19 protein-coding genes are annotated in these 19,099 nt (G+C 64.3%); 9 read left to right on the top strand and 10 right to left on the bottom strand.

All coding sequences use genetic code 11. The features are described 5' to 3' along the window. Nucleotide 1 precedes the first annotated feature (1 nt). From AAFG13_RS12900 to AAFG13_RS12890, 3 genes are read right to left on the bottom strand one after another with little or no spacing between them, the layout of a single operon-like run. A complete protein-coding gene (locus AAFG13_RS12900) occupies nt 2-775 on the bottom strand; it encodes an SDR family NAD(P)-dependent oxidoreductase (RefSeq protein WP_342712228.1) in 774 nt (257 codons plus the stop codon). Beyond that, nucleotides 772-1,416: a TetR/AcrR family transcriptional regulator gene (locus tag AAFG13_RS12895; protein WP_342712227.1), complete on the bottom strand. Its 645-nt coding sequence runs from the start codon at nt 1,414-1,416 to the stop codon at nt 772-774. The genes AAFG13_RS12900 and AAFG13_RS12895 overlap by 4 nt, the downstream gene beginning before the upstream one ends. Beyond that, complete coding sequence (locus AAFG13_RS12890) at nt 1,413-2,909, bottom strand: AMP-binding protein (protein WP_342712226.1); 1,497 nt, start codon at nt 2,907-2,909, stop codon at nt 1,413-1,415. The genes AAFG13_RS12895 and AAFG13_RS12890 overlap by 4 nt, the downstream gene beginning before the upstream one ends. Before the next feature lie 169 nt (nt 2,910-3,078). Here AAFG13_RS12890 and AAFG13_RS12885 point away from each other — a divergent pair, with 169 nt between their 5' ends. The 9 genes from AAFG13_RS12885 (at nt 3,079) to AAFG13_RS12845 (ending at nt 11,225) form a co-directional block, all read left to right on the top strand. Then, nucleotides 3,079-4,338 (top strand): ABC transporter substrate-binding protein, encoded by a 1,260-nt coding sequence (locus AAFG13_RS12885; RefSeq protein WP_212310275.1) that lies wholly within the window; start codon nt 3,079-3,081, stop codon nt 4,336-4,338. Nucleotides 4,339-4,433: 95 nt separating this feature from the next. Further along, on the top strand, nt 4,434-5,336 hold the full coding sequence (locus AAFG13_RS12880) for a branched-chain amino acid ABC transporter permease (RefSeq protein WP_342712225.1): 903 nt from the start codon (nt 4,434-4,436) through the stop codon (nt 5,334-5,336). Then, complete coding sequence (locus tag AAFG13_RS12875; protein ID WP_342712224.1) at nt 5,333-6,352, top strand: branched-chain amino acid ABC transporter permease; 1,020 nt, start codon at nt 5,333-5,335, stop codon at nt 6,350-6,352. The genes AAFG13_RS12880 and AAFG13_RS12875 overlap by 4 nt, the downstream gene beginning before the upstream one ends. Nucleotides 6,353-6,354: 2 nt before the next feature. After that, on the top strand, nt 6,355-7,113 hold the full coding sequence (locus tag AAFG13_RS12870) for an ABC transporter ATP-binding protein (RefSeq protein ID WP_342712223.1): 759 nt from the start codon (nt 6,355-6,357) through the stop codon (nt 7,111-7,113). After that, complete coding sequence (locus AAFG13_RS12865) at nt 7,110-7,826, top strand: ABC transporter ATP-binding protein (RefSeq protein WP_212310271.1); 717 nt, start codon at nt 7,110-7,112, stop codon at nt 7,824-7,826. The genes AAFG13_RS12870 and AAFG13_RS12865 overlap by 4 nt, the downstream gene beginning before the upstream one ends. Before the next feature lie 85 nt (nt 7,827-7,911). Further along, nucleotides 7,912-9,138 carry a CoA transferase gene (locus AAFG13_RS12860; RefSeq protein WP_342712222.1) on the top strand — a complete coding sequence of 409 codons (1,227 nt, stop codon included), beginning with the start codon at nt 7,912-7,914 and terminating at the stop codon, nt 9,136-9,138. Then, nucleotides 9,135-9,911: an enoyl-CoA hydratase/isomerase family protein gene (locus tag AAFG13_RS12855; RefSeq protein WP_212310269.1), complete on the top strand. Its 777-nt coding sequence runs from the start codon at nt 9,135-9,137 to the stop codon at nt 9,909-9,911. The genes AAFG13_RS12860 and AAFG13_RS12855 overlap by 4 nt, the downstream gene beginning before the upstream one ends. Next, on the top strand, nt 9,912-10,367 hold the full coding sequence (locus AAFG13_RS12850) for a MaoC family dehydratase (protein ID WP_018272840.1): 456 nt from the start codon (nt 9,912-9,914) through the stop codon (nt 10,365-10,367). It begins immediately after the preceding gene. A 3-nt stretch (nt 10,368-10,370) separates the two neighbouring features. Continuing rightward, nucleotides 10,371-11,225: a CoA ester lyase gene (locus AAFG13_RS12845; protein WP_342712221.1), complete on the top strand. Its 855-nt coding sequence runs from the start codon at nt 10,371-10,373 to the stop codon at nt 11,223-11,225. On the opposite strand, the gene AAFG13_RS12840 is transcribed toward AAFG13_RS12845, so the two are convergent. The 7 genes from AAFG13_RS12840 to AAFG13_RS12810 form a co-directional block, all read right to left on the bottom strand. Continuing rightward, nucleotides 11,226-12,461: a CoA transferase gene (locus tag AAFG13_RS12840; RefSeq protein WP_342712220.1), complete on the bottom strand. Its 1,236-nt coding sequence runs from the start codon at nt 12,459-12,461 to the stop codon at nt 11,226-11,228. Further along, nucleotides 12,458-13,501: a TRAP transporter substrate-binding protein DctP gene (gene dctP / locus AAFG13_RS12835; protein WP_342712219.1), complete on the bottom strand. Its 1,044-nt coding sequence runs from the start codon at nt 13,499-13,501 to the stop codon at nt 12,458-12,460. The genes AAFG13_RS12840 and dctP (AAFG13_RS12835) overlap by 4 nt, the downstream gene beginning before the upstream one ends. A gap of 40 nt (nt 13,502-13,541) precedes the next feature. Beyond that, on the bottom strand, nt 13,542-14,831 hold the full coding sequence (locus tag AAFG13_RS12830) for a TRAP transporter large permease (RefSeq protein ID WP_342712218.1): 1,290 nt from the start codon (nt 14,829-14,831) through the stop codon (nt 13,542-13,544). Beyond that, entirely contained in the window at nt 14,828-15,388 is a 561-nt protein-coding gene (locus AAFG13_RS12825; protein WP_342712217.1) for a TRAP transporter small permease, read from the bottom strand. Before AAFG13_RS12825 ends, AAFG13_RS12830 begins: the two co-directional genes overlap by 4 nt. Nucleotides 15,389-15,405: 17 nt before the next feature. After that, nucleotides 15,406-16,437, bottom strand: a complete 1,032-nt coding sequence (gene dctP / locus AAFG13_RS12820; protein WP_342712216.1) for a TRAP transporter substrate-binding protein DctP — start codon at nt 16,435-16,437, stop codon at nt 15,406-15,408. Between the two features lie 346 nt (nt 16,438-16,783). Next, the gene (locus AAFG13_RS12815; RefSeq protein ID WP_342712215.1) at nt 16,784-18,376 is read right to left on the bottom strand and encodes an ATP-binding protein; all 1,593 of its coding nucleotides are present in this window, start codon (nt 18,374-18,376) and stop codon (nt 16,784-16,786) included. Next, on the bottom strand, nt 18,373-19,077 hold the full coding sequence (locus tag AAFG13_RS12810) for a response regulator transcription factor (RefSeq protein WP_342712214.1): 705 nt from the start codon (nt 19,075-19,077) through the stop codon (nt 18,373-18,375). The genes AAFG13_RS12815 and AAFG13_RS12810 overlap by 4 nt, the downstream gene beginning before the upstream one ends. Between the last annotated feature and the right edge of the window lie 22 nt (nt 19,078-19,099).

Genomic DNA, 19,099 nt, shown 5'->3' with positions numbered 1-19,099 from the left:
CTCAGCTCGCCGGTGCGTCCGGCAGGCCACCATAGGCGGCCCAGGTGGTGCCCACGATGTAGCCGGCATCGACCGGCAGGTTGATGCCGGTCACGCCGCTGCTCTGCGGCGAGAGCAGCCAGGCGATCGCCTGAGCCACTTCCATCGGCTCGACCAGCCGGTTCATTGCGGTCGGGCGGGCCAGCAGATCCTTGTTCAGGGCGCCCGACGCGATGCCGGCCTCGAGCGCCACGGTGCGGGTGAAGCCGGGCGACACCGCATTGACGCGAACGCCGGAACGGCCCCATTCGGCGGCGAGCGTCTGCGTGATCTGGATGACGCCGGCCTTCGCCGCGGTATAGGCGTGGATCGGGCCCGACGTCATGCCGGCCACCGAGGCGACGTTGACGATCGCGCCATGCCGCCGCTTCGCCATGCCGATGCCGACGCTGCGCGCGACCAGAAAGGTGCCGCGCAGGTCGATATTGACCTCGCGGTCCCATTGTTCCATCCGCACCTGCTCGATCGGGTGCATCTTGCCGAACACGCCGGCCGCGTTGACGAGGCCGGTGATCGGTCCGTGCGCTTTCTCGATATCGGCGATGCCGGTAATGACGGCGCTTTCGCTCGCGACGTCGAACGGCGCCGGCCAGAGGATGGCGGCCGCTCCGACCAGCGGCTCGGGCGCGATGTCGACGATGACGACGCGATGGCCCTCATCGGCAAGCAGCGTTGCGGTCGCCGCGCCAATGCCGCGGCTGCCGCCGGTGACGAGGATGATGCCGTCGGCGCTCATGACTTTCTTCCCTTGTCGCTCGTGGTGAACAGGCCGCGCGTCACCAGCTTTTGGTAGGCCGTGATGACGTAGTCGGGCACGGCGGTGACGCCTTGCTCGGAGTAGGAATAGCGGCGGCTGAGATAGCCGCGCGCACCCATCAAGACCTGGACGATGGCCTCGAACTCCTCGTCGCTGAAGGTGTTGGTGGCGCCCGCGGCCCGCGCGCGCTGCAGGATCCGGACATAGGCGCTCGAAATATTGTCGAAATGCTTCTGGTAGCCGATCGGCGCGAAGAACTCGGCCTCGTTGAGGATGCGGAGAAACTCGGGCACCTCGCGGATGAAGTCGAAGAAGGCACTGAAGCGCTCGACCTCCTGCCGTGCTTCGTTGGCAGTGCCGGTGCGTGCATGGATGAAGCGGACCATGTCGAGGCCGATCTTCGGCAGCAGCTGATCGAGCAGCTCCTGGCGGTTCTCGAAATGATTGTAGAACGTGCCTTGCGCCACACCGGCGGCTTCGGTGATGCGCGCAACCGAGGCTTCGGCATAGCCGTATTTGCCGACGACCTTGGTCGCGGCGTCGAAGATCTTCTGCTTGGTCCAGGCGTTGCGCTCGACCCGGTTGAGTTTTGTCACTTTGGCGGATGTCGCTTGCGTCATGCGGTGGCCTCGAGTTCAGCGCGGAGCACGCGTTTGAGCACCTTGCCGGATGGATTGCGCGGCAGGCTGTCGCGGATGATCAACTGCCGCGGCACCTTGAAGCCGGCGAGACGTGTTCGGCAGAATTCGGTGAGGTGGGGCAGGTCGAGCCCTGCGTCATCGGCCAGCACCACGATGGCGACCGGCTTCTCGCCCCAGCGGTCGTCCGGCAGGCCGATCACCGCGACCTCGCGCACTCCGGGGATTTCATAGATGACGCGCTCGACCTCGGAGGAGGCGATGTTCTCGCCGCCGGAGATGATCATGTCCTTCTTGCGGTCGGTCAGATAGAGGAAGCCATCGTCATCGAGATAGCCGACGTCACCGGTGCGGAACCAGTCGCCGAAGAAGGCGGATGCGGTTTTATCGGGATCCTTCCAGTAGCCCTGCGTGACCTTCGGTCCGCGCAAGCAAATCTCGCCGTTCTGGCCAGCGGGCAGGCGCTTGCCGGCGTCGTCGCGGATCTCGATCTCGACATGGGCGATGGCGCGGCCGGTCGAGCCGATCTTCTCGATCTCGCGGCCCGCCTCCATGAAGGTATCGCCGCCGCAGCTCTCAGTGAGGCCATAGGCATCGATGTAGCGCGCGTTCTTGAAATGGTCAGAGAAGGCGCGGATGCGGACTTCCGGCGTCTTCTCGCCGCCGCCGATCGCCCATTGCAGGCTGGAGACATCGTAACGCTCGCGGTTGGGGCAGGTGAGGAGGGCCGTGGTCATGACCGGCGCAAACCACGCCGCGTTGAGCCTCTCGCGTTCGATGGCGGCCAGCGCCGGTTCAGGCTCGAAGGTGCGATGAATGCACAGCATGCCGCCGTGCCAGAGCACGGCGATGCCGGGCAGGTCGAGCGCGCCGACATGATAGAGCGGGCCGACGACAAGCAGCCGCGTATCGGCGCTAAGCCCGAGCACCAGGGTCTGGTCGGCGGATTTCCAGTAGATGTTCTCGTAAGTGAGCATCACCCCCTTGGGGCGATCCGTCGTGCCCGAAGTGTACATCAGCCGCATCAGGTCGCGCGGCTGGCGCACATGGATCGGCGCCGGCGCGATGTCGGGCGCAAGGTTGGTGATGCTGGACTGCGCGACTTCACCGAGCAGCACGACCGGAGCGTCACCGGCTGCGATCGCGGCAAATTCCTCGTCGGCGACCAGCAGCCGCGCGCCGGAATTGCCGACGATGTAGCCGATCTCATCGGCCGACAGACGATAATTGATCGGCAGGAATACCGCGCCGATATGGCTGGTGGCGAACACCAGTTCGAGAAACGCCGTGCTGTTCTTCATCAGGACCGCGACGACGTCGCCGGGCGCGATCCCGCGTGTCGCGAGCCAGCTGCCGACCTGCCGGATCCGCAGATCGAAATCTGCATAGGAGACGTCTTCGCCGCGATATTTCAGCGCACAGCGGTCCGGAGTCCGCCTGGCATGAAATGCGATGAAGCTGGAAAGATTGATCATTTGCCGTCCGTCGGGCCGATTCCGGCGCCGTTTTCTCCCTGGATGAATTATGAGTCGTAGTTCATCTTTGGCTTGACGTCACCCCCCTTGCTCTGAAAACATCGCGGCCATGGAGACGAAACGATCTCCGACAGGGATTTGGGAACGCGAACCCGACAGGGAGGGGAATATGACGAGGACCCGGAAACCGGGCATCAGCCGGCGCTCGACGCTTGCGCTGATGGGCGCCGGTGCGGTGAGCTTTGCTGCGCCATGGGCGGCGCGCGCACAGGCCAAGACCATCAAGATCGGCATGCCGACCATTCTGTCGGGTCGCGTCGCGCAACTCGGGACGTCCTCGCGCAATGCGGTGATGCTGGAAGTCGAGAAGGTCAATGCCGCAGGCGGCCTTGCCGGGCGGCAGATCGAGATGGTGATCCGCGATTCCAAGGGACAGCCGCAGGAAGCCGCGCGGATTGCGCGCGAGCTCGTCAACACCGACGGCTGCGAGATGCTGCTCGATGGCGAGGCATCGTCGGGATCGTTCGCGGTCCACGAGGTGGCGCGCGATCTCGGCGTGCTCTGCATCCACACCTGCTCGGAAGCATCGTCGCTGACGGCCGATCCCAAGCAGCACATCCCGAACGCCTTCCGCTGCGTGCGGCAGGGCATTCATGACTCGATCGTCGGCGCCGGCTATGCGGCAGGGATCGCCAAGGCCAAGGGCCTGAAGAAGTGGGCGACCTGCTCGCCCGACTACGCCTATGGCCGCGATACGACCGGCGAGTTCGTGCTGTACCTGAAGAAGTTCGCGCCCGATGTCGAGATCATCAGCGAATCCTGGCCGAAGCTGTTCCAGCCCGATTACACCGAGGTGGTGACCAAGATCCTGCAGGCCAAGCCGCAGGCGCTCTATTCCTGCCTGTGGGGTGGCGATCTCACGTCCTACATCGACCAGGCCAACATCTACGCGATGTTCAACCAGATGGAGGTGTTCGCGGTCAACATGGCCGACTACACCGCGCTCACGGTGGTGAAGAACCTGCCCAAGGGCATCCACTCCGGCGACCGTTACATCAAGACATTCCCGCCAACGCCGGAGAATGCAGCCTGGGGCGATGCCTACAAGGCGAAGTACAACGAGTATCCGACCAACTGGTCCTGGCAGAACGCGACGGCGGTCATGTTCCTCACCGAGGCCGTCAAGAAGGCGAACTCGACCGACGGCAAGAAGGTCGCAGAGGCCCTCACGGGCCTCACCATCAAATGCCCGTTCGGTGCCGACGGCACCGTCACAATGCGCGCCGACGACCACACGCTGGTCGGCTACGCGATCGGCTGGGGCACCACGATCCCGCAGGAGCCCTACGTGCCCGACGTCAAGGCCGGAGACTGGAAGACCATCTTCGAACTCGAAGCCGAGTGGAAGAAGAGCAAGGGCTACACCTGATCCGCATGCGGGGGCGGAGGCCGCGTGCTGTCTCCGCCTTGCATCTGATGTTTGTCGCGCGCCGGCGTTGCGGCCCGCCGTAATGGATGATTCCCGTGGACCTCGACGCGCTCGCCAGTTGCCTCAGCAGTCCTGCATGCCTGGTGACGCAGACCACCAGCGGCTTGATCATCGGCATGCTGCTGTTTCTTGTCGCCGTCGGGCTGACGCTGATCTTCGGCGTGCTCAAGGTGGTCAATTTCAGCCACGGCGCCTTCTATATGTTCGGCGCCTATTTCGCGATGACGGCCTACCAGCTCACCGGCAGCTTTGCGCTGGCGATCCTGAGCGGCGCCGTCGGCACCGCGCTCCTCGGTCTGATTTTCGAACGCGCCTTCATGAGCCGCGTCTACGGCCGCGATGTGCTGATGCAGCTTCTGGTTTGCTACGCCTTTGTGCTGATCTTCGACGATGTCGTCCGCATGATCTGGGGGCCTGAATTCAGGTCAATGGGTATGCCGGCAGCGTTCCAGGTGCCGCCGCTGTTCATCGCCGGCGGCGTAGTGCCGCCATACTATCTTCTGCTGATCGGGGTGGCGCTCGTGGCCGCGGCGGTTCTCGGGCTGGGGCTGGCGCGTTCCCGGATCGGCAAGGTGATCCGTGCGGCTGCGCACAATCCCGGGATGGTGTCGGCGCTCGGCATCAACACCGGGCTGATCTATGGCGGCGTGTTCGCGCTCGGCGGCATGCTGGCGGGGCTGGCCGGAGCGCTTGCCGCGCCGGTGCGCTCGCTGACGCCGGGCATGGGTTTCTCGGTCTTGATCGAGTCCTTCATCGTCACCGTCATCGGCGGCATGGGCTCGATCCTGGGCGCGCTCATCGGTGCGCTCCTGATCGGCCTGATCCGTTCCTTCGGATCGCTCGGCTTCCCGTTGTTCACCGAGGGGCTGATGTATCTCTTCATGGTGATCGTGCTGGTGTCGCGTCCGACCGGCCTGTTCGGCAAGGAGGTCGCATGACCGAGTTGCAGGCCGGGCAGGGCGCGCAGCCCCTCGAGGTGCCCCGGATCGACGCCAGGCCGCAGCGCTATCGCGATGTGCTGATCGCGCTCGCGGCCTTTGTGCTGCTCGCGCTGCTGCCGATGGCGTTCGGCAGCAAGCAGCTGCTCGACTTCGTGATCCGCTGCGCAGCCTACGGATTGTTCGCGACGTCGCTCAACCTTCTGGTCGGCTACACCGGACTGATCTCGTTCGGGCATGGCATGTTCTTCGGCCTCGGCGCCTATGGTTTCGGCCTCATGATGCAGAAGACCGGTGTGCCGATCCCGGTGGCCTTCGTCGCCACGCTGGCGATGACTTTCGTCGTCGCCGTCGTCATCGGCGCGATCTGCGTGCGGCTGAAGGAGATCTATTTCGCCTTCGTCACGCTGGCGTTCCAGATGCTGATTCATTCGACCATCCTGTCGTGGCAGTCGCTGACCGGCGGCGACCAGGGACTGCGCGGCGGCATTCCGCGGCCGCCGTTTCTCGGCATCGACCTCTCGAACCATCTGCATCTCTACATCACGAGCTGCGCGCTGCTGGTGATCGGGCTGTTCCTGATGCGCCAGATCGCGCAGTCGCCGTTCGGCTACACGCTGCGCATGATCCGCGACAATGCCACGCGGGCGAGCTTCATCGGCATCGATGTCTGGCGCGCGAAGCTGACTATCTTCGTGCTAGCGGCGCTGTTCGCGGCGACTGGGGGCATCATCATGGCGCTGTTCGTCTCCGGGGCCTATCCCGAATTCGCCTACTGGACAATCTCGGGCGAGGGCATCTTCATCAACATGCTCGGCGGCGTCACGACCTTCCTCGGGCCGATGGTCGGAACGGTGCTGCTGCTGATCCTCAACGACACCGTCACCCGCCTGACCGAGTATCACGGTATCGTACTCGGCATCGTGATCCTGTTCTTCGCCATCGGTCTGCGAAAGGGCTTGATGGACTTCGTTGTCGAATGGTTCGCGCAGCGTCGTGGCGAGGGGCGCGGCTAGCCATGCTGGAAATTCGCGCCCTCTCGAAATCCTTCGGCGGCGTCAAGGCGACCGACAACGTCTCGCTCGACTTCGCCGACGGTTCGCTCACCGCCGTGATCGGTCCCAACGGGGCCGGCAAGAGCACCTTCTTCAACTTGATCACCGGCGCGCTGCGGCCGGATGCCGGTCAGATCCTGCTCAATGGCGTCGACATGGCGGGGAAGACGCCGCCAGAGATCGTGCGCCACGGCATCGGCCGCGCCTTCCAGGTCGCGAGCATCTTCCCGTCGCTAACGGTCGAGGAGACGATGCTGGCGGCGGTCTGTGCCGATCAGCGCCGCGCTGGTGTGATGCATCGCCGCTTTCCATTGGCCGAGACGCGCGACCGCGCCGAGCATGCGATGGAGCTGCTCGGCCTCGCCGGTAAGCGCAACAGGACCGCGGCGACGCTATCGCATGGCGACCAGAAGCTGCTCGATATCGCGCTCGCGCTGGTGCTCGATCCCAAGGTGCTGCTGCTCGATGAGCCGACAGCCGGCATGGGCACCGAGGAGCGCTGGCGCATGATCGACAAGGTGCGCGAGCTCTGGGAGAAGCAGAAGATCACCGTCGTGTTCATCGAGCACGACATGGATATCGTGTTCAAGATCGCACCTGAGATCGTTGTGCTGTGTTACGGCCGGATCCTGGCGACCGGGACGCCTGATGCGATCCGCAGGAATGAAGCCGTCATCGAGGCCTATCTCGGCAGCGACGACCACGCGGGAGCGGTGGTATGAGCACGCAGCCGGTGGTGCAGGTCGAGGACCTCGACGTCTACTACGGCACCAGCCAGATCCTGTTCGGCGTCGGCCTCTCCGTGCGGAAGGGCGAAACGATGGCGCTGCTCGGCCGCAACGGGGCCGGCAAGTCGACCACCATGAAGGCGATCATGGGGCTGGCGCCGGCGCGCCGCGGCAAGGTGAGTCTGCGCGGCCGGGTGGTGTCCGGAATGAAGCCGCATCACATTGCGCGGGCCGGGCTCGGCTTCGTGCCGGAGGACCGCCAGATCTTTCCCGAGCATACGGTCGAGGACAACCTCGTCATCGGCCAGAAGAAGGGGCCCGACGGCGAGGACGAGTGGTCGATCCGCCGCGTCTATGACGTGTTCCCGCTGCTGGAGCCGCTGCGGCACCGGATCGCCGGCAGGCTGTCCGGCGGCGAGCAGCAGATGCTGGCGATCGCCCGCACGCTGATGGGCAATCCGGTGCTGCTGCTGCTCGATGAGCCGAGCGAGGGGCTGGCGCCGATCATCGTGCAGCGCATCGGCGAACTGCTGCGGCAGCTCCGCGGCACCGGTGCCACAGTATTGATCGCCGAGCAGAACATGCATTTTTGCCTTGGCCTTGCGAGCCACGCGACGGTTATCGACAAGGGACAAATCGTCTACACATCCTCCATCGATGAGCTGAAGGCCAACGATAACATCCGGCAGCGCTATCTAGCGCTGTAGGGCATGATCCGGAAAAGTGCGCAGCGGTTTTCCGATAAGATCATACCCAAGAGAATAGGGCTCTTCGACAGCTGTGGGAGGACAAATGGCGGGCGAACGCAAGCTGATGCCGACGCACGAGGCGCCGTATCGCGGGCTGAAAGTGCTGGATTTTGGGCAGGGGATCGCCTCGCCCTATTGCGCGATGCTGCTCGGGATCTATGGCGCCGACGTCATCAAGGTCGAGCCGCCTGAGGGCGACTGGTCGCGCTATCTCGGCACGACCTACGGCAATCACACGACCCTGTCGGCGGTCTACAATCGCGGCAAGCGCAGCCTGTGCCTCGACATGAAGCACAAGGATGGGATCGCCATCGCGCAGCTTCTGGCGCGGGAAGCCGACGTGCTGATTGAAGGATTTCGCCCCGGTGTCGCGGAGCGGCTCGGGCTCGGCTATGAGAGCCTGTCGCGCGACAATCCGGGCCTGGTCTATCTGTCGGTTAGCGGCTTCGGGCAGAGCGGGCCATACTCAAAGCGGCCGGGCTCGGATTCCGTGGCGCAGGCGTTCTCGGGGCTGGTCTCGGTCAATATCGGCACCGATGGTGTGCCGCATCGGGTCGGCACCACGATCTCCGACGTCGTCACCGGCGTCTACGCGTTCCAGGCCATTGCGACGACGCTGTTCGCGCGTGCGACGGTCGGCACCGGACGCTGGATCGACGTCAATCTCTGCCAGTCGACGTCGGCACTGCTCGGGCACAAGGTCGCGGAGTTCATCCTTGAGGGCGGTGCGCCGCGCGCTCTCAATGTGCCGGCCGGCACCTACCAGACCCAGGACGGCTGGATGATGGTGACGCTGGTGAACGAGCCGCAATACAAGCGGCTGTGCGGTGCGATCGGCCGAGAGGATCTCGCCGCCGATCCGCGCTTCGCCGACTTCGCCCGGCGCGCCGATGCGGCCGACACGCTGATCCCGCAGCTGCGCGAGGTGCTCCTGACGCAGCCGACGGATGTCTGGCTGACGCGGCTGCACAGTGCCGATATCATCGCGGAGCGCATCTTCAATCCCGGCGAATGGCTGCGCAACCCTCACGTCGAGGCGACCAGCGCGTCGGTCCGCCAGGATACGCCGGGCGTCGGCGCGGTCTATTCGCCGCGGACGCCGGGGATCGCGAGCCTGTCCGAGGATCATCTTTGTCCTGCGCCGGACGTTGGGCAGGATAGCCGCGCGGTACTGACAGAGGCTGGCTTTGGTTCGGTCGAGATCGACGGCTTGCTGCTGTCGGGCGCGGTGCGGCAGGCCAAAGCGATGACAGGAGGCAAGACATCATGAGCACGGACCTCGTTCGTTACTCGGTCAGCAACCAGATTGCGGAGATTGTGCTGGACCGCGGGCCGGTGAATGCGCTCAGCATCCCCCTGATCGACGCGTTGCTGGCGGCGCTGGCGAAAGCACGCGATGATGATGCGGTGCGCGCCGTCATCATCAGCAGCGCCCACAAGGTGTTCTGCGCCGGCCTCGACCTCGACATCGTCAGGGGCAAGCCCGCGATCGAGACCAAGGCATTTCTCGAGCGGCTATATTTCGCGCTGAACGATACGCAGTACCGCATGGGTAAGCCGACCATCGCGGCGATCGACGGCGCGGTGCGCGCCGGCGGCATGACGATCGCGATCTCCTGCGACATGATTATCGCGGGCGACAGCTCGACCTTCGGCTATCCCGAGATCGATGTCGGCCTGATCCCGGCGATCCATTTCGTGCAGTTGCCGCAGCTGGTGGGGAAGCACCAGGCGTTCGGCCCGCTGTTCCTCGGCGAGCCCTTCGATGCCGCCACCGCCTATCGCATGGGGCTGCTCAGCGAAGTTGTGCCGAAGGGCACCGCGCTCGAGCGGGCCCGCGAGATCGCGCGGAAGCTGGCCGCGAAATCGCCGATCGTGATGAAGATCGGCCGCGACGCCTTCATGCGCGCGGTCGATGCCGATTTCCGCCGTTCGGTGGAGAACACGGCGGAAAGCTTCGTGGTGGTCGCGTCGACGGAAGACTGTCAGGAAGGGCTGAATGCGTTCGTTGAGAAGCGAACGCCCAACTACAAGGGACGTTAAATGGCTGGATTGTATTTCGAAGAGTTCGAGGTCGGGCAGGAATTCCATCACGAGTTCAGCCGGACCGTGACGGAGATGGACAACACCATGTTCAGCCTCCTGACCATGAACCCGCAGCCGCTGCACATCGATGCGCATTTCTCAGAGAAGACCGAGTTCGGCCAGCGGCTGTTCAACAGCCTCTATACGCTCGGCATCATGATCGGCATGAGCGTGTACGACACGACCTTGGGAACCACGGTCGGAAACCTCGGCATGACCGACGTCAAGTTTCCGAAACCAGTCTTTCACGGCGATACCTTGAAAGCGCATACCAGGATCATCGGCAAGCGCGCCAGCAAGTCGCGGCCGACCCAGGGCATCGTCGAATTCGAACACACCATGACCAATCAGCGCGGCGAGGTGGTGGCAAGCTGCCGCCGCACCGGCCTGATGCACTGCAAGCCGAAGGCATAGACGATGCGATCGTTCCTGTTCGTTCCCGGCGACAGCACCCGGAAATATGAGAGCGCGAAGAAGACCGCGGCCGACGCATTGATCATCGACCTCGAGGACTCCATTGCACCCGAGCAAAAGGTCGTTGCGCGCGGCATCACGCGCGAGATGCTCGATGCGCGCAATCCGGACCAGAAGCTCTATATCCGCGTCAACGCGCTCGACACCGATCTGACGCTCGGTGACCTCGCGGCCGTGATGCCCGGAAAGCCTGATGGCATCGTGCTGCCGAAATGCGCCGGCGCCGCCGATGTCAACAAGCTCGCGCTCTATCTTGATGCATTCGAGGCCGCCTCGGGTATCGCGCAAGGCACCACGCGGATCGTTACGGTCGCAACCGAGACGGCGCGGGCGGTGCTGAAGATCCTGGACTTCGAGAACATGAGCCCGCGGCTCTGGGGCATGATGTGGGGTGCGGAGGACCTTGCGGCCTCGCTCGGCGCAACGCGCAACCGCACCGACGGCCGCTATCATTCGCCCTTCATCCTTGCCCGCGATCTCTGCCTGATCGGCGCGGCCGCGGCCGGCGTGGTCGCGATCGACACCATCGCCACCGACATCAACGATCTTGATGCGCTGAAGGCGGAGGCGATTGCCGCGCGGCAGGACGGCTTCCTCGCCAAGGCCGTGATCCATCCCAAGCATGTCGATGTCGTCAACGCGGCCTTCATGCCGAGCGACGAGGAGATCGCGTGGTCGGAGCGGGTGATCGCTGCGTTTGCCGACAATCCGTCCGGGGTCGCCAAGATGGACGGCAAGATGCTGGACAAGCCGCATCTGCGCGCCGCCGAGAAAATCCTGGCGTCGCGCAGGAAATAGTCAGTCGGGTTCGATCAGCGCGCCCTCCGTGAGGAGGGCCGCAATCTCCGCATCCGCAAGTCCAGCCTCGCGCAGGATCTCCCGGCCATGCTCGCCGAGGCTCGGCGGATAGGTCCGGATCGATGGCGGCGTCTTGCTCCAGGTGGCGGCCGGGCCGGCCACGCGCAGCGTGCCTTCGGTCGGATGCTCCATTGATTGGATCAGCCCGACGGCTGCAAGATGCGGATCGTCGATCAGGCTGTCGAGGTCGTGCAGCGGCGCATGCGGAATGTCGGCCTCTTCGAAGAAGCGCATCCAGTCGGCGGTGCTGCGGGTCTTCATCATCTGCGAGAACCAGCCGTAGACGAAGTCGTAGTTCCGGGTTCGCGCAGAGATGCTGTTCAGCCGCGGGTCGCGGTCGGCTTCGTTCGCAAGGCCGATCTTGGCGAAGAACGCGTTCCATTGTTTGTCGGAATAGACCAGCGCGCAGATGTAGCCGTCGCTGGTTTGATACGGACGGCGGTCGGGCGACAGTAGCCGGGAATAACCCGGCGGGCCGATCGGCGGCGCGAAGCTGCGGCCGGCCATGTGATCGCCGAGCACGAACTGCGCCATAGTCTCGAACATCGGGATTTCGATCGCCTGGCCTTCGCCGGTGCGCTCGCGGTGGAACAGCGCCGCGAGGATAGCGTGGACGGCATTGAGGCCGACGATGCGGTCGGCCATGGTCGCCGGTGAGTAGCGCGGCTCGCCGGTGATCCTACCTGTCAGCGCGGGCAGGGCGGTCAGCCCCTGGATCAGGTCGTCATAGGCGGGCCGGCCGGCGTAGGGCCCGGTCTCGCCGAAGCCGTGCAGGCTGGCGTAGACCAGCCGCGGGTTGGTGGCGAGGAGATCGTCGGCACCGAGCTTGAGCCGCGCCATCGCCGCAGGACGGACGTTGTGGACGAACACATCGGCATCGGTGGCAAGACGCAGCAGCGCCGCGCGGCCGCCAGCCTTCTTCAAATCAAGCACGATCGAGCGCTTGTTGCGATTGCCCTGCAGATACATCGCGCCCATCGCGGGATGGCGCATCGGGGCGGCGTGGCGCATCACATCACCATCGGGGCTCTCGACCTTGATCACGTCGGCGCCGTAGTCGCCGAGGATCATGGTCGCGTAGGGCCCCATCATCACGCTGGTGAGGTCGATGATCCTGACGCCGGCGAGCGGGCCCGCCGGCGCGGATGGTTTGTCTCTCGTCGATGCCTGGCTCAATGGGTAGCGGCCAGTGCTTCGGTGAAGGCCTTGAAGACGTCGGTACCGGGCTTGCCGCGCTTGTCGACGTCCTTCACCCAATCCTGCGCCACCGATTTGAAGGCGATGTCGAACACCTCCTTGTCGTCGGCGCTGAATTTGATGACCTTCATGCCCTGCGACTTGATCTTGTCGACCGCGGCCTTTTCTCCGTCCTCGAACCGCTTGCAGGCCTCGCGCGTGGTCTGCTCGCCGGCCTCGACCAGCGCCTTGCGCACATTCTCGGGCAGCGACTTGAATTTCAGCTCGCCGATCGAATAGGTGAAGATCGCGGTGCCGAAGTTGAGCCCCTCGGTGCCCGACTTCAGGATCTTGCCGAAGTCGTAGGATGCCGAGCTCTGGTAGGAGAAGATCAGCCCGTCGAGCGTGCCGCGGGTCAGCGATTCATAGATCTCGGGCGCGGCCATCCGCACCGGAACGCCGCCGATCGAGCGCATCATCAGGTCCATGGCGCCGCCGGTGGTGCGGATCTTCAGGCCTTCGAGGTCCTTCGCGGTCTTCACATCGCGGCTGGTCGCAAGCTGGACCTGGTAGGCTGGCAGCGCGAGCGTCACCAGCGGCCGAAGCTGGTTCGGCGCAAACTCCTTCGTCTCCAGGATGCCGCCATTGTGCGAGACCTTGTAGAAGGCGAGCGAGCCCTGGCATTCGCTGTCGAAGATGCCGGGCAGTTCGGCGACGGCCGTCAGCGGAAACTTGTCCGACGAATAGGACGGCACGATGTAGGAGACGTCGGCAACGCCGAGCGCGGTGAGCTGGGCCATGTCCTTGGCCTTGCCGAGCTGCTCCGCCGGGAAGTGCTGGAACGTGACCTGGCCGTTGGTCAGCTTGGTGACGAGCTCGGAAAAAGGCTTGCCGACGAGCTCATGGATCACGTGGCCGGACGGCAGGCTGTCGGCAAGGCGCAGGGTGATCTTCTCCTGGGCAAGGCCCGATGATGCGGAAGCCGCCAGCAAGGCGGTGGCGACAGCTGCGCCGGCGAGGAAACGGGAATAGAAATTCATAACAGTCTCCCAGAGATGGCCGTCTCGACCGACGGCTTCTTCATTGCTGCATGTGGTTCGGCAGCCAGAGGATGATCTCCGGAAATGCCACGAAAATGGCGATCGCGATCAGATGGGCGATGAAATGCGGGAACGTGCCGTGGAACACCTCGCCCACGGGACGATGTGCGTAACGCGCCACGATGAAGCAGTTCAATCCGATCGGCGGCGTGATCATGCCGACCTCGGCGGTCACGATCTTGATCACGCCGAACCAGATCGGGTCGAAGCCGAGCGATTTGATCAGCGGCAGCACGATCGGAACCGTCAGCACCAGGATCGCGATCTGATCCATGAACGAGCCGAGCACGATGTAGCCGCACAGGATCAGCGTGATGATGATCCAGCGCGAGACGTCGAGCCCGCCGACCCACCCGACGATGTTCTGCGTGACCTGGGTGAGGGTGAAGAAATAGCCGAAGATGTGCGCGCACATGATGATCAGCACAATCATGCAGGTGCCCTGGGCGGCATGCCGTAACGTCGTGTAGAGCGAGGTCAGGTTGATCTTGCGCTTCCAGCAGGCGAGACAGAAGGCGCCGAATGCGCCGAACGCCGAGGCCTCCGTCGGCGTCGCGATCCCGAGATAGATTGTGCCTGTGACAATCGAGAACAGGACCACCATCGGGCTGACCTGCCAGAGCAGGCTGAATCGCTCCGACCATGTCACCGCGGATATCGTCGGCGCACGGCTGGGATCGAGCAGCACCAGGATATAGATCGTCGACATGATGATGATGGTGACGAAGATCGCCGGGATGATGCCGCTGATCAGGAGCTTTCCGATGTTCACCTCGGCAAGCAGGCCGAAGATCACGAGCGCCACCGAGGTCGGCAGCAGCATCGCCAGCGTGCCCGAGATCGCGACGACGCCGGCGGCCATTTTGGGCTCGTAACCCTGGCGGATCATCGCGGGCAGGCTGGTCGAAGAGAGCGTCGCGGCGGAGGCTGTGCTGGTACCACAGATCGAGCCGAAGCCCGCACCGGCCAACGCGGTCGCCATGCCGAGACCGCCGGGGATGCGTCCAACCCAGGCTGCGGCGGTCTTGAACAGATCGTCGGCGACGCCCGACAGCAGCACCAGGTCTGCCATCAACAGGAACATCGGGATCGTGATCAGCTCGTAGGAGGTGACGGCCGACAGCGGCGTGGTCTGCAGCACGCCGAGCAGGATCGGCAGGCCGCCGGTCAGATAGAGGCCGAGCCCGCCGGAGAATGCCATGGCGAACGCGACCGGCGTTCCGATCGCGAGCAGGAAGAACAGCAGCGCGAGGATGAAGGTCGGGATCATTCGAAACCTCCGGCAGCCTTGTCCGAATGACCGGAGATGGCCGGCAGCGGCAACAAATTCTCGCCGGTCAGGAGGCTTGCGGTATTGGCAATGAGATGAACGGCAAGGCGCAACGCGAGAATTCCCGCACCGACCGGCACGAAGATCGAGGACGCCCAGGTCGGCCAAGGGATCGCACCGGCCATCACATCGCTCGACACATAATTGTCGAGCGCGCGCTGATAACCGAGCCAGGCGATTGGAACGAAGATCGCGAGGCCAACGAGGTTGGAGATGATGACGCAGAGGCGCTGGATAATCGCCGAGAAGCGTGGCAGTAGGATATCGACGCTGATATGGCCGTTGACCGCGTAGGTGCCGGAAAGGGAGAGAAAGAACACGCCGGCCATCACGTAGAGCGAGATCAGATCATAGGCCCAGGAGAACGGCCGGTTGAAGACGTAGCGCATCACGACATCGGAGAAGACGATGATCATGATCGCGAACATCATCGCCGCGGCGATGGCCGAGGTCACCTTTTCGATGGCGGTCAGAGCCTTCAGGCCTGTCTTGATCACGTTGGGCTCCGTCCGCGTTACTGGGCCGGCACGGCCGCAACGGCGGCGCTGAATTCCTTCAGAGCGTCGCTGCCGTGCTTGCCGCGGGCATCGAGCCCGGCGGCCCATGCCTTGCCCACGCCCTTCGTCAGGTCCTTGAGCTTGGCGACGACGTCAGGCTGTAAGGTGTCGAAGTGGACGCCTGCGGCTTCCATCGACTTCATCGTCTCGGTGTCCTGCTTCTGCACTTCCTTGCAGGCAGACGGCAGGATTTCCTCGGCGGTGTCGATCATCGCCTTCTGGATCTCCGGCGACAGTTTCTTCCAGGCGTTCTCGCTGATCGAATAGGCGACCACGAAGCTCGCGAAGCCAAAGCCGCTCGTGGAATGCTTCACGAGCTTGTCGGCGCCATAGGCGACGACGCTCTCGAGCGGAAACAGCAGACCGTCCATCGTGCCGCGCGACAGCGATTCATAGGCATCGGGGGCAGCCATCCGCACCGGCACCGCGCCGATCGCGCGCAAAGTGAGGTCCTGTGCGCCGCCGGTCGACCGCAGCTTCAGCCCATTGATGTCGGCGACATCCTTCACCGGTTGCTTCACGGTCAGGATACGATAGGGCGGCAGGCTCACCGCGAGCAGCAGGCGGATGCCGTTTGCGGTATAATCCTGCTCTGCAATCACGCCGCTTCGCGCGGCCTTCCAATAGGCGAGCGTGCCCTGGCAGGAATGCTCGAACGCGCCGGGCAGCATCGCGACTTCGGAGACCGGCATCTTGTCGGACACGTAGGCGGGCGCGACATAGCCGATGTCGGCGACGCCGGTTTGCGTCAGCTTGAGCATGTCGGCGGCCTTGCCGAGCTGCTGGGCCGGATAGTGCTCGAACGTCACGGCGTTGTTGGTGCGCTTCTGCACCTCGGTCATCCAGGGCTCGAGCACGAGGCGGACGAGGTAATGCCCCTTCGGAAAAGAGTCGGCCACCCGCAGCTTGATCGGCTCGGCCGCTGCCGCCAGATTGATCGATGCGATGAGGAAGCCGTAACCGGCCAGCGCCCGCCGAAGCCCGCCCATATGTCCTGCCCCTGAGTAGCCTTGTTGTTTTGAGCAGCTGCGCACAAACGAATTTGCCCGTCAAGCATGGCTCGGCTGAGCAAGCCTGATCGGGCAACCGGAGAGCGCGGGCCGCCATGCGCCCACGCGATTGCGAGGGCGGAAGGGATCACACGAGGACGTCGATGCCCTTGATTTCGGGCCGTAAGCGCGCGACGGCCAATCGGCTGGAAGCCGATGCTGAGAGGCAATCAGATCTCGATCAATTTTATCCACCACGCGGGAAATTCCTCCGGTGTGCTCGACGGCTCAGCGCCGCCGCCGGCGGCATAGCGACCGCGATCATCATCGAGCGGGCTGACGCCGGTTAGACCGCGGGAAACTCCAGCGCGAAAGCGACGCCCTGGCTGGCGGGCAGGAGACGGATCGTACCGCCATGGCTCACCATGACGGCTTGCGCGATGGCGAGGCCCATGCCGGTGCCGCCGCTATCGCGGCGGGTGGTGAAGAAGGCATCGAAGATCTTGTCGCTGTTGGCGTTGGAGATCGGGTCGCCATCGTTGCTCACCGTCACCCTGACGGTCGAGGCTTCGGCAGTCGCTTCGAGCTGCACCAATTTGGCATTGTGACGGAACGCGTTGTCGGCCAGGTGCGCCAGCACGATCAGCGCCTTCTCGCCGGACATCCCGATCGGGCGGTCGAGGTCGCCGCTGGCCACGATTGTTCGCTGCGCCAAGCGGCTCTTCAGGTTCGCGATGACGCCAGAGAGTGAGGTCTGCTCGTTCTGCGGAGCGCTCTCCGCGCGCGCCAGCTCGCGCAGCCGCTGGCTCATCGCATCGAGCCGCGCGACGTCGCCAAGGATGTTCGAGATGAAGCTCTGTTGCTCGGATCGGGTCAGCGTATCCGACTTGCTTTGAAGCGAATCCTGCAGCAGCTCGGCCGCGCCCCTGATCGATGTCAGCGGCGATTTCAGTTCGTGCGTCAGGTGTGCCGAGAAGGTGGCGATGTAGTCGGAACGCCGCGACAGCTGCTGGGCCATGTCGAGGAAGCTGTCGGAGAGCTGGGCCAGCTCGCGGGTGCCATAGTGCTGCAAGGGCTGAAACGCATTGCGCTCGCCGCGGCCGATCCGCACGGCTCGATCGACGAGCTCGCGCATCGGACGCGTGACTGTTCGTGAGAACATCAGCCCGATCGCAATGGTCGCCAGCAGCACGGCCAATGTGGCGAGCAGGAACTTGCCGCGCTCCTGATAGAGATGATCGAAGATGTTGCTCGGCGTCCGCGACGTGTAGATCACGCCGGCGACGTGATCGTTGACGATCACGGGCATCGCGGAGAAGACATGGACACCGACGCCGCGGCTGATCGAATAGATCGGTGGCGGAGGTTTGTCCGGCATGCGGATACGGAGCGCGGCGCTATACTGGCCTCCAAGCGCCGCGGCCACTTCCTCGATAAGGGCAAGCGACTGCCCGACCTCCTGGCGTCCGGCGATCACCACGCCTTGCGGATCGAGAATACGGAAGCCCGCCAGCGTGACCTTCTGGGTCTCCAGGATGATGGGCATGAGCGCGGTACCGATCTCGACATAGGCCGGATCCGCCGGCTTCGCCGCCGGCAACGCATCGGGCCGTCGCCGCAGCAGGTCGTTGCCGGCGAGATCGAGCGCGGGCCGGATCGGCGTCACCTGGTCGTCGGGGTCGGGCAAGGCCTCTTGAGGGACTGTAGCGCCGAGCGGGATGCCATCGCCAAGCCGTGCCTTCACGTGTTCGGCGTAGATCGCGGCAAGCACACGGCTTTGCGCAATCAGCTCGGCTTGCGTCTGGTGAATCAGCTGATTGTCGTAGAGGCGAAAGAAAAACAGCCCCATCAGTGGCAGGACCGCGACCGAGGCAAGCACGGTGAAGATGACCAGGCCAAGCGACGGTCGCCACTTCTGGCGGGCGCGGAACGATGTCATGCTTGCTGCTCGCAGCGACCGAGCTTGAAGCCAACGCCGTGAACGGTTTCGATAGCGTTGTCGCAGTTCACGGCCGCGAGCTTGGCCCGGATGTTGCGGATGTGGCTGTCGATGGTGCGGTCGGAGACCTGGATGTTGAGCTGGTAGGCCGCGCTCATGATCTGCTCGCGGTTGAACACCGCTGTTGGCCGCGTCAGGAAGGCGCGCAGAATTCCGAACTCGATCGCGGTCAGGCGCAGCGGCACGCCTGCGAATGCCGCCACGTGCTGCTCGGGATCGACCGAGAGATGTCCCCGGGAGAGCACGCCGGTCTCTTTCCTTGTCTCCGCCTTCCGCGGAGTCAGGCGCCGCAGGATGACATTCACCCGCGCGACGAGCTCGCGCGGGCTGAACGGCTTGGTCACGTAGTCGTCACCGCCGATCTCCAGGCCGAGGACGCGGTCGATCTCGTCGTCACGGGCGGAGAGGAACAGGATCGGCACGTCGGACGATTTGCGGATCTCGCGGCAAACCTCGAGGCCATCGAATTCCGGCATGCCGATATCGAGCACGATCAGGTCCGGCCGCTCGCCGGCAAACCGGGTCAGCGCCTCCTTGCCGTCGCGGGCCTCGGCCACGTTCATGCCGGCTTTCTTGAGCGCGACGCGGATAACCTCGCGGATATGCAGGTCGTCGTCGACGATGAGGATGCGGTGCGTCACGAGTCGTCTCCGAAAACCGGCG

The organism is Bradyrhizobium sp. B124 (assembly GCF_038967635.1).
In the GTDB taxonomy this organism is placed as follows: domain Bacteria; phylum Pseudomonadota; class Alphaproteobacteria; order Rhizobiales; family Xanthobacteraceae; genus Bradyrhizobium.
Note: the sequence above shows the minus strand (reverse complement) of the source record. Positions and strands in the feature narration are given on the sequence as shown.